The organism is Brevibacterium sp. UCMA 11754 (assembly GCF_021532275.1).
Classification (GTDB): domain Bacteria; phylum Actinomycetota; class Actinomycetes; order Actinomycetales; family Brevibacteriaceae; genus Brevibacterium.
Genome location: NZ_JACBOT010000008.1, coordinates 94,117 through 107,132 on the forward strand (window position 1 = coordinate 94,117; position 13,016 = coordinate 107,132).

A 13,016-nucleotide genomic window follows, 5' to 3' on the forward strand; every position below is an offset into this window, starting at 1 on the left:
AAGGAGAGACACCATGGGTTTTGACGACAAGTTCGACAACAAGACTGAAGAATTCTCCGGTAAGGCCAAGGAGACAGTCGGCGACATGACCGGCGATGACGAGCTCAAGGCCGAGGGCTCCGCTGACCAGCTCAAGGGCAAGACCAAGCAGGTCGGCGAGAAGGTCAAGGACCTCGGCAAGGACGTCAAGGACAAGTTCAGCAAGTGATGAAGAATTCGACCCCCATCGCGCCCGCGGTGGGGGTCATTCTTATTGTTCGACCCTCATAGTTTGTCGAGCAGTGAGTCGAACCGTCACAGCGGTGCAGGAATCGGAAGGTGTCACGACAGTGGAGCAGGCAGAGACAACGGGCGTCATCGGTGCTCGAACCGAGGGAGCACTTGGGGCGATGGCGACACTGCGGCGCCGGTGCCCGTGGTCGAGCCGGCAGGACCACGGAAGCCTCGAGAAGTATGCGCGCGAGGAGACCGAGGAGCTCATCGAAGCACTCGAAGACTACCGAGCTGATTCGAATCCGGACCACCGCGCCGCCGTCGTCGAAGAACTCGGCGATGTCTTCTACCAGGTGCTCTTCCACTCCGCGCTGTTGGACGAGAGTGCCTCCGCCCCCTACGGGCACACACTGGGGATGGTCATCGAAGGGCTGGAGGCAAAACTCATCCGGCGTCATCCCCTGGCCTTCGGCGAGGGCGCCAGTGATAAGCACATGGCCTCCCTCGAAGACGTCGAGGCCGAATATCGCCGGATCAAAACAGAAGAGAAACAGCAGAGAGACACGAATCAGTGAGCTTGGATCGCATCGATATCGAAGGCACATTCAACTTCCGTGACATCGGAGGACCCCCCACCTCGGCGGGGGAGTCGAGCGTCGGAAAGGGGAAGGTCTTCAGGTCCGACGGTATCGCCCAACTGACAGACAGGTCGCGGGCCGACATCAGAGCACTCGGCATCAGAACCGTCGTCGATCTGCGTGACATCGGGGAACGATCCAAGCTGCCCGACGCACTCGAGGGACTCGACGTGGAGCACATCGAGCTGCCCATCTTCGACGATGATTTCTTTCCTGAGAAACAGCTCAGCCGCGAGGAGATGCGAGAGGCCGCCGAGGCGACCGGAATGGACCTCTCCGATCGCTCGCTGAGTAAGATCTACGAGCTGATGATCAGCCATTTCGGAACGCGACTGGCCAAGGCCGTCGATGTCATTGCGCAGAGCTGCGAAGGCGGAGTCGTCTTCCACTGCTCTGCCGGCAAGGACCGGACCGGCATGGTCGCCGCCTTCATCCTCGCACTCCTCGGCGTCGGGCGTCATGAGATCCTCGAAGATTACGCGATCACCTCCCATCATCTGTCGGGAGGATTCCTCGAGAACATCACCCGGAATTTTGCCGACGCCGGCATCTCCGGCAACCTCGCCGAGACGGCAACAGCGGCACCGCCGGAGCTCATGGCGAAGATCCTCGACTCCATCGACGCAGAATATGGCGAGAACGGTGTCGAAGCCTATCTGCTCGAGCATGGAATGGATCCGGCGAGCCCGGATAGGCTGCGCGAACAGCTGTTGACGTCTGCTGACAGGGAAGAGGCCGTCCGGGACTGAGAATGAGCTCGGTCCTCCGGTGCATTAAGCTGTCCTGCAGGCACATGTTCCCCATGTGAAACCAATTGCGAAGGAGTAATCAGTGGCTGAGATTGTTGCCGCAAACGCCCGTGAAATCCTGGATTCCCGGGGAAATCCCACCGTCGAGGTGGAAGTGCTGTTGGCCGACGAATCCGTCGGTCGTGCTGGTGTCCCTTCCGGTGCCTCCACCGGTGAGTTCGAAGCCGTCGAGCTGCGCGACGGAGACCCGGAACGTTACCTGGGCAAAGGCGTCACCAGTGCTGTTGACGCAGTCGTCGACGAGATCCACGAAGTCATCGTCGGTCTCGAAAGCGATGATCAGCGTCTGGTCGACCAGGCACTGATCGAGCTCGACGGAACCGAGAACAAGTCCCGCCTGGGTGCCAATGCCCTCCTGGGCACCTCGCTGGCAGTGGCTCGTGCGGCCGCGGTGTCTGCGGACCTGCCGCTCTACCGCTACCTGGGCGGACCGAATGCCCACGTCATGCCCGTTCCGATGATGAACATCCTCAACGGTGGATCGCATGCCGACTCCAACGTCGACATCCAGGAATTCATGATCGCTCCCATCGGCGCGGCCAGCTTCCACGAGGGTCTGCAGTGGAGCGTCGAGGTCTATCACGCGCTCAAGGGCGTGCTCAAGGAGCGCGGTCTGTCGACCGGGCTCGGCGATGAGGGCGGGTTCGCACCGAACCTCGATTCCAATGCCGCGGCACTCGACCTCATCCTCGAGGCCATCGAACTGGCCGGGCACCGGCCGGGCCGCGATATCGCGGTGGCACTGGATGTGGCCTCTTCCGAGTTCTACTCCGATGGGGCCTACGAGTTCGAAGGCGAGAAGAAGTCCGCGCAGGACATGGCCGCATACTACGAGGGTCTGCTCGCCAAGTACCCGCTGGTGTCCATCGAAGATCCACTCGACGAGAACGACTGGGAAGGTTGGGCCACCCTGACTGAGTCCATCGGCTCCAAGGTTCAGCTCGTCGGCGACGATCTGTTCGTGACGAATCCCGAGCGCCTCCAGCGCGGCATCGACACAGGCACCGCCAACTCGCTGCTCGTCAAGGTCAACCAGATCGGCACCCTGACAGAGACCCTCGATGCGGTTTCACTGGCACAGACCAACGGCTACACGACGATGATCTCGCACCGTTCAGGCGAAACCGAGGACACGACGATCGCCGACCTGGCCGTGGCAACGAACGCCGGCCAGATCAAGGCCGGTGCTCCGGCACGGTCCGAGCGCGTGGCCAAGTACAACCAGTTGCTGCGCATCGAAGAGCAGCTCGGCGATGCCGCCCGCTACGCCGGACGCGGAGCCTTCCCGCGCTTCGACGGCTGAATGGCTTCGTCCCCGAGGCGGGTGTCAGGTGATCATCAACGGTCATCCGGCCCCCGCCTCGGCGGCATTCATCGACAAGACCTCCTGTCGATGAAAAACCACCTGCCCCGCGCAATTCATACAGCTGCAGAGGTTGTTTATGCGGCTGCGGGTGAGGGGCCCTGCCGCGTCTGCCGAGCGCATCCTCGGATAATCACCTCGTGCCCATGAGGATTCGTCTGATCTCTTCGAACTTCGCCTCCGTGAATAGCTCTTTCCAACTGATTCTGATGACTCGCCACCCTTGACCGCGCAGCCATTGTTCTCTGCGCCTTTCGCGTTCGAGTTCGTCACGGGGCACCCCCGAGCCGAGATACAGCTTTCCGAGTCCATCGATTTCAACGATCAGCCGGGCTGCCTTGTGGCAGAAGTCGACGCGAATCTGACGTCGCAGCGAGGTCGAGTCGAACACGATTTGAGGGACGAATCCGACGAATCCGTGTTGAAAGAATCTCACCGCAGCGATCGACTCGGCGGGGGACTCGCGACGGGCATCGGCCAAGTCGAGAGCGAGTTGAACCTTCTTGGTGTTCTTGGTCTCCAAGCATTGAGCCAGCGTCGCGAGGATCTTCTCCCTCGTCGTCAGGCCTCGGTGCAGAGCGTTGTCGAACATGGAAACCGAAATATCTGGATTGTATGTGCGAGCCACATCAATGAGCGTGCGTTCGAGCGTCGTCACCTCGGTCCCGCGAACTCCCTGCCGGTGCTGCTTCGGGATCGTTACGCCCCTGACATGGATGCTCTTGAATCTGCGGTTGACTCCGGGGCGCACCACCTCCACCTGGTGGGTGACGGGGTATGCAATCGGCAGGCCATGGATGAGAGCAGCGGAGATATGTGAGAACACCTCGGCCGGAGGCGTTGCCGACGACGTTCGAGTGTCTGCGGTTGACTCAGAGGAGGTGCCAGTTTCCCCCTGACGCTCCTGCTGTCCCTGCTTCTGAAATCTGACTTCGCATCGTGCCATGACTGCGGCGTCGAGTTCTTCAATCTGATCGCGGATGTCTCCGTGCTCCGTGAACTCCGAATGCGTTCCCTCATCGATGCTCGCCCACAGCCTCCGGTGGTCTTCCACGGTGCAGACGTGTCTGACCGAATAGACGCCGCGAGACAACCGACGAACGCAGCAGCTTCGGGCCCGCCGAATGTCTGCGTGAGTGAATCCGAGCCGGATGATCTGTTGTGTGGTCATAATTTTGTACATGAAATTAAAATGCATCAAAACAGACAACATAGCAATGAATGGCGTTAGAGATGTGTATAACTCTGTGGATAAGTCCAGTTTGAGGTGGAAGCTGGGAGGAGAGTGGTGAGCTGCGGAGCGCTGACTTCCGGAGCATTGGACCCCGGTATCTGCACCCTGCACTGTGAGCGCCAAATCACCCAATAGCAACGGGAGGGTTCAGAACCAACGGTGCCGGGGGCTGAACTAGTTGTAGGACGTAGAGGCAAGGGTAGGACGTGCACCCCGGGCGACGGGCCAGTTGAAGATTCGAGCGGCGATCGGCGGAGCTGCGCGCCGAGCTGCCAAGCGGCTGGAGTGGGCGCCTTGGGGCGGTCGGGGCGAGTGCCCGGGGCAGCCGGGACTGGCGGGTGAAAGACGCGTGACGGGTGCGCGACGGCAGCGAAGGAGCCCGGCGGATACGGGCTTTCGAAAAATAGAACACGCCACGACACCCAAATCCTCGCAGTCCGGATGATGACACGGCAGACTTAGACGTGTTGCGACAGCCTTCCCCATCCCCGGTCGCAGAGGAAAGAGACATGGTTCCGAGCAAGCCCAGAAACAGTGCCCCCAAATCGGCTCCGGGCAGAGCCGCTCCCCGTCGACGCCCTGCGCCGGTCGTCGAGGCTAAGCCCACCGAAGACACTCGCAAGCGGAAGCTGTCCTGGCAGACGGGAGTATTCCTCCTCGTCATCGCCATCGTGCTCGTCACCTTCCTGCCCTCGATCAATTCGGCCCTCAAGCAGGCACAGCAGATCGCCGCGCTCAACAGCGAGATCGAATCGACGAAGTCCGAAGTCCAGGGACTTGAAGAGAAGAACGAGAACCTCAAGGACCCCGCATACATCAAGCGCAAGGCACGCAAGGACCAGTACTACGTCGAAGAGGGCAAGAACGCGGTCATCGTCACCAACCAGGAGGCGATCAACGGTGACGATTCGGATACGGACCGCCCGCAACGCAAACAAGCCTGGTACCTTGAGTTGCTGGAGTCGATTCAAGAGGTCGGCAATACCGTGGAGAAGGGCTGATGATCACAGAGTGCACCGAGGCGGACTTCGCCATCCTGAAGGACCAGCTCGGGCGGATTCCGCGCGGCGTCGTCGGGATTGCCGCCCGCAGCACTTCGGGTGAGCCTCTGGTGGTCGCCACCGCTCCGAGGCTCGAGGACGGCACGCCGTTCCCCACCGCCTTCTACCTCACCCATCCCGCCTTCGTCACGGAATGCTCGCGTCTCGAGGCTTCGGGGATCATGACCGACTGGTCCGCTGAGCTCGCCGAGGACGAGGAGCTCGCAGCCTCCTATGCCAAGGCCCATACCGCTTACCTCGCGACGCGATCCGAGATCGGCAACGCGGCTGGCCTCGCCGAGGTGGAGGAGATCAAGGACTACTCCGCCGGCGGCATGCCCAACCGAGTGAAATGCCTGCATGCCTTGGTCGGCCACTCGCTGGCCGCCGGACCTGGGGTCAACCCGATCGGTGATCGCGCAATCTCCTTCATGACCGACGTCCCCACCCCGGCGGGCGCAGAGAACGCCTCGGCCGAGGCAAGCGAATAGGAGAGACTCATGCGAGTTGCTGCCTTCGACTGTGGGACCAATTCCCTGCGTCTGCTCATCGCCGACGTCGACGCGCACGGACAGATGACCGAGCTTCGTCGTGAGACCCGGATCGTGCGCCTCGGCCAGGGAGTGGACGCGACGGGTGAGTTCGCCCCCGAAGCCTTGGACCGTACTTTCGCCGCAGCCCGGGAATTCGCCGAGGTGGCTGCCGAGTATTCACCGGAGAAGCTGAGATTCGTCGCCACCTCCGCCAGCCGTGACGTGAAGAACCGAGACGAGTTCTCCGCGGGCATCTTCGGCATCTTGGGCGTCGTGCCCGACGTCATCACCGGTGACGAAGAGGCTCATCTGTCATTCCTCGGCGCGACCGTCGGACACGGTGCCGACAGCGGACCGTTCCTCGTCATGGACCTCGGCGGGGGCTCAACCGAACTGGTCCTCGGCACCGAAAGCGTCACCTCGGCGGTTAGTATGGATATCGGATCCGTGCGCCTGACCGAACGCCACATGTCCGTTGACGTCCCCGACCGCGCACAGATCCAGGCGGCCATCGACGACATCGACGCCAACCTCGACAAGGCCGCCGAGATCGTCGATCTCACCGCCCCGCGGACGATGATCGGAGTCGCGGGCACTGTCACCACACTGGCCGCGGGAATCCTCGACCTGGACAGCTACCAGCGCGAACGCATCCACGGCACCCATCTGCGCGTGGCCGACATCGACGGCGAAGCAAGCGAACTGCTGCGGATGGGGCGTGAGGCTCGTGCGGCACTCCCGTACATGCACCCCGGACGCGTCGACGTCATCGCGGCGGGGGGACTGCTGTTCGCTCGAATCGCGGCCCGCATCGACTCCGCAGCCAGGAGCGCGGGAGCTGAACTCGACATCATGGTCTCGGAGACGGACATCCTCGACGGCACCGCGCTCGACCTAGCGCGACCGCAGTCGTGAGGCCCGCCGCGCCGCGGACACCGACAGCTTCCCAGCGCCCACGCGCTGGAAGGCGCACCGCAAAGCTCGCCGTCGTCGGTTCTCTAGTGCTGGGGCTGGTCATGGGCACGACTCAGCCGGCACTTGCCGCGCCCGAGCCGGGACCCGGACAGTGGTACATCAAGAAGTACGGCATCGATGACATGTGGAAGAAGTCCACGGGCAAAGGCGTGAAGGTCGCCGTCATCGATTCCGGCGTCAACACCAAACATGAGGACCTCAAGGGCGTGGTCAGCAAGTCAAAGGACTTCAGCGGACTCGACAAGGACGGCAAGACCCCGATCGGAGGCAAGACGACGATCCACCACGGCACCGCCGTCTCCGGAGTCATCGCCGGCCAGGGGCAGGGCGCCGGACCTACCGGTGTCGCACCCGACGTCGACATCCTGTCTGCCTCGATGTGGTTGGGCCCCGACCGCCCGAAGGAATCAGGCTCCACTCGTGAGCAGGCCGACAAAGCAATCCGCTGGGCCGTCGACTCCGGAGCCAAGGTCATCAACATGTCGCTGGGCTGGGACGATCCCGCCTGGCCCTCCAGCTGGGACGAATCCTTCGCCTACGCCTATGAGAAGGACGTCGTCGTCGTCGCCTGTGTCGGCAATGCCTCCCAAGGCGCGACGCAGGCGTGGTCACCGTCGACTGTGCCCGGCGTCATCGGCGTCGGCGGACTGGGCAAGAACAACCGAGTTCTCTCCGAGTCAACTGCTCCTGGAACAGCTGTGGACCTCATGGGGCCGGCGGCAGACATTCCGATCCCGTACTACTCGGGAGGCTACGCAGAGGGACAGGGATGTTCCTTCGCCTCACCGATCATCTCCGGAGTGGCAGCGCTGATCCGGGCCGAGGACCCAGATCTCAGTGCCGACGAGGTCACCGCCAAGCTGACCTCGACGGCCAAGCCCGTGCCCGGACATAAGGGGCAGAGCAAAAAGGGCAAGCCGGATCCCATCGTCGGCTGGGGTCGCCTCGATCCGAAGGCCGCGATGAAGGCCGACGTCCCGAAGTCTGTTCCCAGCTCAGCCGACGCTCTCGCCGACTGGGTGACGATGCACCGGCGCGCGCAGTCCGACCCGGCTGAGACGGAGAATGCGGCACCAGCAGAGGACAACAACCCGAAAGCAGTCGCGCCCAAGGACGTTGTCTCATCACAGTCCACGCCCAAGCTGGGTTTCTCGGTTCTGGGTGCCGGAGGCCTCATCGCAGTCGCCCTCTTCGTGCTCTCAGCAGTGGTTTTCATCCGCCGCAGACGCTGATAGAACCCGGTGCTGAACCTCTGATCTGGAGCGTCGAGATGCAATTAGTGAAAGTTTTCACAAGGGCCTAAGATGGGAATATGGCACTCATCAGAAACTCAAAACTGCGTCCTCGAATCCTCGTCGTTGGTGGCGGCTACCTTGGTCTCGTTACCGCTCAGAATCTGTTGAAGAACCTCGGTCGTGGCGAAGCCACAGTGACCGTGGTCGATCCCAATCCCTACATGACCTACCTGCCGTTCCTCCCCGAGGTGGCAGCCGGGTCCATCGAACCACGTCACGCCGTCGTGCCGCTGCGCCGCAATCTCTCCGGCGCTGAGGTCATCACCGCGAAGGTCACGTCGATCAACCACGGCGACAAGTTCGTCACCGTCGAGCCGGAGAACGACGAAGCGTTCGAGCTCGACTACGACCACATCATCATGGCCGCCGGTTCGGTGGCGCGCGCTCTGCCGATCCCCGGCCTCAAGGAGAACGCCATTGCGCTCAAGCGCATCGAGGAAGCCGTCGCACTGCGCGATCACCTTCTCAGCCGCTTGTCCGATGCCTCGCTGATGGAAGATGACGACGAGCGTCGCAAGGCGCTGACCTTCGTCTTCGTCGGCGGCGGATTCGCCGGCATCGAACTCCTCGCCGAACTCGAAGACGTCGTCCGCTCCGCAGTGGCTCAGTACGAGACGCTGACAGAAGCCGACGTCCGCTTCGTCCTCGTCGAGGCACTCGATCGCGTTATGCCCGAGGTCGGCGAAGCTCAGGCCCGCTGGGTCGTCGAGCACATGCGCGAACGCGGCATCGATGTGTACCTCGAGACCTTCCTCCAGGACTGCACCGACAAGCACATCAAGCTCTCCAGCGGCGAAGAATTCGACGCCGACACCATCGTGTGGTCGGCTGGCGTCAAGGCCAACCCGATCCTCGTCGACTCCGACCTGCCTCTCGATGAGCGCGGCCGTGTCACTGTGCGCGCCGATCTGCGCGTGGAGGGCGACAATGGTGTGGTCGAAGGCGCATGGGCCGCCGGTGACAACGCTGCCGTTCCTGATCTCTCCGGTGGCGGCGTGGGTGGCTACTGCGTGCCCAACGCTCAGCACGCCGTGCGCCAGGCGCCAGTGCTGGCTGCCAACGTTCTCGCCGCACTGCGCGGAGAGACCGAGTTCAAGCAGTACTTCCACAAGACCATCGGCACCGTGGCAGGCCTCGGCCTGTACAAGGGCGTTTCGCAGATGGGTGACTTCGAAGCCCGCGGCGTCCTCGCCTGGCTGATGCACCGCGCCTACCACGGCTACGCGATCCCGACAGTGGACCGCAAGGTCAAGGTCTTCGGCAACTGGATCCTCAACGCCATCGTCGGCCGCGACGCCATGCCGCTGGCCGATCTCGATGTTCCTCGTAAGAACTTCGTCGAGGCAGCCAACTCAAAGCCGGCTCCCAAGAAGGAGACCGCAAAGGCCTGACACCTGAGTGCAGGATCCGCGTCCGGTCATCACCGTGATGTGAACCTTGATGAGGTCTGAAGAACGCCGGGAGTGCAATTGCACTCCCGGCGTTCTTGTCATTGACGAGAGTCGGAATCAGAGCACCCGAGGCCCGAATACCGAGAAGGTGGGCCTCTGGGCTCCGAGTACCTCAGTTCGCGACGGTGAAGCGAGAGTCGATGTGCTTTGCATCGACGATCTCGTCAACCATGGCCACCGCGAAGTCTTCTGCTGAGATCGAATCGCCGGCGGGCGTCTCGAGTTCGGTCTTGTAGGTTCCCGTACGTTCGCCGGGGCCGATCTCAGGGGCGGGGGAGATCAGAGTCCAGGGGGAGTAGCTGCCTGCACGCATCAGCTCGAGCGCCCTCGTGCCGGTCTCCGATTCGGCCTTATAGGCTTCTGGGAATCCTTCGGTGTCCTTGAGCATAGTGTCGCCGACGAAGAGTGATCCGGCACCGCCGACGACGAAGACGCGCTTGTCTCCGCTTGACTGAGCCAGTGTCTCCAAAGCTTTCAACCACTCTTCGTGGGGTCCGCCGGTGCGGCTGGGGCCAGTTGTCGAGACGATGACGTCATGATCGGCGACGACCTGTCGGTCGAACTCGGCGTCTCCCATGTCGCCCTGAAGGTTCGCTGCGGCTCCCGGGACCTCGGCGCCGGTTCGAGTGATGGCCGTGACCTCGAGGCCGCGCTCGGCGGCTTCCTTGGTGACGCGGGATCCGATCATTCCGGAAGCTCCGAACAATGCGATCTTCATGGTGTGTCCTTTCGTTGAAGCGGCTGTCGCCATAAAGATACCCTTTGGATATTGAGTACCTCAAAGATACTATTGGGATATGAGTATGAGCAGTTCCTGGGAAGGCGATGCCTTCGATCCCGAATGTCCCACCCGAGTCGTCCTTGACCGCGTCGGTGACAAATGGACGGTCCTCATCATCGGCGTCCTCGATGAGGGTCCGAAGCGCTTCAGCGAGATTCGGGTGGCGATAGGCGGGATCACACCGAAGGTCCTCACATCGACCTTGCGGTCGCTGGTGGCAGACGGGCTGGTGACCAGAGAGGTCTTCGGCGAGGTTCCTCCACGAGTGGAATATGCGTTGACCGAACTGGGGCGGTCCCTTCAGGAACCCGTCGCCGCCCTGCGTCGGTGGGCGGAGCTCAATGTGGCAGCCATTTCGGATAGCCGAGACCGGCAGGCGAACGCGGGTACGCTGCACAGTTCCTGAAGCAATTCGATCTTGCTCCGATCAGTCATGCGCTTCGTCGTTTTACCGGTACGATCGGGTCACTTCTGCTCGACGGTCAGGAGCAACTGACATCTCACAAAGGAGTGTGCACGCGCAAGGTCAACTGGGACATCGAGTTAGCTGCGCGCTCGGGCTGGTCCCGAGCGGATGTGGTCACGACTGTGCGGGCATTGCCCACTGAGAGTGGCGGGCCGACCAAACGGAACTCGACAGCCTCCTTACCGATCTCAGCGGACGGCCGGAGCACTGGCGGTTGATGTCGCCGCCGATAGAGGTGGCACGACCTAGTCTGGGGCCTGCGTTTCCGCTTTCGATATGAGCGGCATGGCGGACTGCACCTCGGCGAGTACCTCTCGCGCCTTTCGACCGTAATCATCTTCGACGCTTCCCTGAATCCAGCGCTCGAAGGCGATCGCGGAGGTAACACTGCCCAGCTGTGCGGCCACCCGAGCAGAGACGTCAGAGGCCCCGCGACGCTTGAGCGCCTCGCTTATCGTCGTGATCAGGCGGTCGTTCTTCAGGGCTTCGCGCTCTTGCAGCTCGGGGTTGGCGAGGATCACCGCCTGTCGTCGTGCAACGAATTCACGCCGCGCCGAGGTGAATACCTCTTGTCCGACCGCGTCCAAGGCCTGGGCAACTGCTTCGAGATCTGTAGCTGCTGAAGACGCCGAGGTGATGGCCTCGGCGAGCAGTTCATCGACGATTCCACCACCGAAGAGCACTTCCCGTTTGTCCGGGAAATGCCGGAAGAAGGTTGTCTTCCCCAGGCCAGCGCGTCCGGCGATATCGATCACGGTCGTGTTCTCGTAACCGCGCTCGGCAAACAAGTCGAGCGCGGCTTCTACGAGTCGCTCTGCTGGGTTCGGCTTCCATCGGGGCATTACCACAGTGTACGGGACTTGGTCCCGTCACTTGTGATACTTTGATAGAACCAAGTCCCGTCACAGATGCAGCGGGACCCGCCGACCGTATTGATCTTCCGTGATCGCACTCGACGGCCCTTTGAGGGAAACGATGAAAGGTACAAGGACGATGAAGCGAATTCAGTACCACCAATATGGCGGCCCGGAAGTCCTGCAGCTCGAAGAGTTCGAGCCGGCGCCGCTGGGTGCGAGCGATGTGCTCGTCCGAGTCCGGGCGGCCTCGGCCAATCCGATGGATTTCGGGATTCGCAGCGGCGGCATGAAGGTGGTGACTGGTCGCAGTTTTCCACGAGCCCTGGGTTATGACTTCGCCGGTGTTGTCGAGACGGTCGGTCGCGGTGTCACAACTCTTCGCGTCGGCGATGAGGTGTTCGGCGGGACACCGATCAAGTCTGCAGGTGCCTTTGCCGATGCGGTCGTGACCAAAGTTGAGTACGTCGTACGCAAACCGGAAGGGCTTTCGTTCGAGGACGCAGCCACAATCCCGACGGTGGGAATCACCGCATATCAGGCCCTGTTCACCAAGGGGAAGCTACAGCCGGGCCAGGACGTATTCGTGCACAGCTGCCTTGGCGCAGTCGGGCGCGGAGCCGCACAGCTCGCCCTCGCGCACGGGGCTCAGGTCTCTGGCAGCTGTCGCGACACCGCTCACCAGGAAGCCCACGACTTGGGAATCGACCCTGTAGTCGACTTCGACTTCGGTCCCACCTCGCTCGCAGGTCGATTCGACCTCGTCATCGATACCTCTGGCAACCTCAAGGTCAAGACCGCGAAGGCAATGCTCAGGCCCGGTGGTCGCATTGTCGGCATTCATCCGTCGCCGGTGACTCTGGCGAGAAGCTATCTTCCGGGGCCCTTCCACGTGCTGTTTGCCCAACCGGTCACCACGGACCTCGAAATACTCGCGAAGGCCGCCGATGAGGGAAGGCTGCAGCTGCCGATTGCCCGGACAGTACCGCTGTCGCAGGCGATCCCGGCGCTGAACGATCTGGAACTCAACCGCCTCGGCAAGCGCGGCAAACTCATCATCACACCAGATCAGGCCTGAATCGGGCTGAAAAATCGCGGAACTCGGTTCAGCCCGCAAGCTCAAGATCGGTGTATCGATGAGACGCCTCGTATCCCTGGGGATATAAGACTCCGAGGGCAATAGTCGGGCGAACGCCATCGCCGAGGCGACCTTGACTGAAGCACGGGAAGCGATGGGCATGGTCTACTGATCAGTATTCGTCCCCTCGAATTCAGCGCCCTGAAATGATCTGACCGAGGGCGTCGTTGACTCTTCAGTCAGGTGCCTCAGGCTGTTGGCCGCCACAAAGCGATGTCAGAACGCC

14 protein-coding genes are annotated in these 13,016 nt (G+C 62.1%); 11 read left to right on the forward strand and 3 right to left on the reverse strand.

Features of this window, described 5'->3' with window-relative positions; translation table 11 throughout:
* Positions 1 to 13: 13 nt before the first annotated feature.
* From HX613_RS04405 to eno, 4 genes are all read left to right on the forward strand, one after another.
* Complete coding sequence (locus tag HX613_RS04405; protein WP_143921044.1) at positions 14 to 208, forward strand: CsbD family protein; 195 nt, start codon at positions 14 to 16, stop codon at positions 206 to 208.
* Between the two features lie 73 nt (positions 209 to 281).
* Entirely contained in the window at positions 282 to 788 is a 507-nt protein-coding gene (locus HX613_RS04410; RefSeq protein WP_235344235.1) for a MazG nucleotide pyrophosphohydrolase domain-containing protein, read from the forward strand.
* Positions 785 to 1,600 carry a tyrosine-protein phosphatase gene (locus tag HX613_RS04415; protein WP_235344236.1) on the forward strand — a complete coding sequence of 272 codons (816 nt, stop codon included), beginning with the start codon at positions 785 to 787 and terminating at the stop codon, positions 1,598 to 1,600. The genes HX613_RS04410 and HX613_RS04415 overlap by 4 nt, the downstream gene beginning before the upstream one ends.
* Positions 1,601 to 1,682: 82 nt before the next feature.
* Positions 1,683 to 2,963 carry a phosphopyruvate hydratase gene (gene eno, locus HX613_RS04420; protein ID WP_235344237.1) on the forward strand — a complete coding sequence of 427 codons (1,281 nt, stop codon included), beginning with the start codon at positions 1,683 to 1,685 and terminating at the stop codon, positions 2,961 to 2,963.
* Between the two features lie 193 nt (positions 2,964 to 3,156).
* Here eno and HX613_RS04425 read toward each other — a convergent pair whose 3' ends face one another.
* Positions 3,157 to 4,194: a DUF559 domain-containing protein gene (locus HX613_RS04425; protein WP_235344238.1), complete on the reverse strand. Its 1,038-nt coding sequence runs from the start codon at positions 4,192 to 4,194 to the stop codon at positions 3,157 to 3,159.
* A 572-nt stretch (positions 4,195 to 4,766) separates the two neighbouring features.
* Here HX613_RS04425 and HX613_RS04430 point away from each other — a divergent pair.
* The 5 genes from HX613_RS04430 to HX613_RS04450 all read left to right on the forward strand — a co-directional run bounded on the left by HX613_RS04430 (position 4,767) and on the right by HX613_RS04450 (position 9,491).
* Positions 4,767 to 5,258 carry an FtsB family cell division protein gene (locus HX613_RS04430; RefSeq protein ID WP_235344239.1) on the forward strand — a complete coding sequence of 164 codons (492 nt, stop codon included), beginning with the start codon at positions 4,767 to 4,769 and terminating at the stop codon, positions 5,256 to 5,258.
* The gene (locus HX613_RS04435) at positions 5,258 to 5,788 is read left to right on the forward strand and encodes a DUF501 domain-containing protein (RefSeq protein ID WP_235344240.1); all 531 of its coding nucleotides are present in this window, start codon (positions 5,258 to 5,260) and stop codon (positions 5,786 to 5,788) included. The genes HX613_RS04430 and HX613_RS04435 overlap by 1 nt, the downstream gene beginning before the upstream one ends.
* Positions 5,789 to 5,797: 9 nt before the next feature.
* Positions 5,798 to 6,745: a Ppx/GppA phosphatase family protein gene (locus HX613_RS04440; RefSeq protein WP_235344241.1), complete on the forward strand. Its 948-nt coding sequence runs from the start codon at positions 5,798 to 5,800 to the stop codon at positions 6,743 to 6,745.
* A gap of 101 nt (positions 6,746 to 6,846) precedes the next feature.
* Complete coding sequence (locus HX613_RS04445) at positions 6,847 to 8,037, forward strand: S8 family peptidase (protein ID WP_235344242.1); 1,191 nt, start codon at positions 6,847 to 6,849, stop codon at positions 8,035 to 8,037.
* 80 nt (positions 8,038 to 8,117) lie between these two features.
* Positions 8,118 to 9,491, forward strand: a complete 1,374-nt coding sequence (locus HX613_RS04450) for an NAD(P)/FAD-dependent oxidoreductase (RefSeq protein WP_235344243.1) — start codon at positions 8,118 to 8,120, stop codon at positions 9,489 to 9,491.
* A gap of 172 nt (positions 9,492 to 9,663) precedes the next feature.
* On the opposite strand, the gene HX613_RS04455 is transcribed toward HX613_RS04450, so the two are convergent.
* Positions 9,664 to 10,269 (reverse strand): NAD(P)-dependent oxidoreductase, encoded by a 606-nt coding sequence (locus HX613_RS04455; protein ID WP_235344244.1) that lies wholly within the window; start codon positions 10,267 to 10,269, stop codon positions 9,664 to 9,666.
* A 79-nt stretch (positions 10,270 to 10,348) separates the two neighbouring features.
* Between HX613_RS04455 and HX613_RS04460 the strand changes: the two genes are divergently transcribed.
* The gene (locus tag HX613_RS04460) at positions 10,349 to 10,738 is read left to right on the forward strand and encodes a winged helix-turn-helix transcriptional regulator (RefSeq protein WP_235344245.1); all 390 of its coding nucleotides are present in this window, start codon (positions 10,349 to 10,351) and stop codon (positions 10,736 to 10,738) included.
* A 305-nt stretch (positions 10,739 to 11,043) separates the two neighbouring features.
* Here HX613_RS04460 and HX613_RS04465 read toward each other — a convergent pair whose 3' ends face one another.
* On the reverse strand, positions 11,044 to 11,640 hold the full coding sequence (locus HX613_RS04465) for a TetR/AcrR family transcriptional regulator (protein ID WP_235344246.1): 597 nt from the start codon (positions 11,638 to 11,640) through the stop codon (positions 11,044 to 11,046).
* Positions 11,641 to 11,791: 151 nt separating this feature from the next.
* Between HX613_RS04465 and HX613_RS04470 the strand changes: the two genes are divergently transcribed.
* Positions 11,792 to 12,730 (forward strand): NADP-dependent oxidoreductase, encoded by a 939-nt coding sequence (locus tag HX613_RS04470; RefSeq protein ID WP_235344247.1) that lies wholly within the window; start codon positions 11,792 to 11,794, stop codon positions 12,728 to 12,730.
* The last annotated feature ends 286 nt before the right edge of the window (positions 12,731 to 13,016 follow it).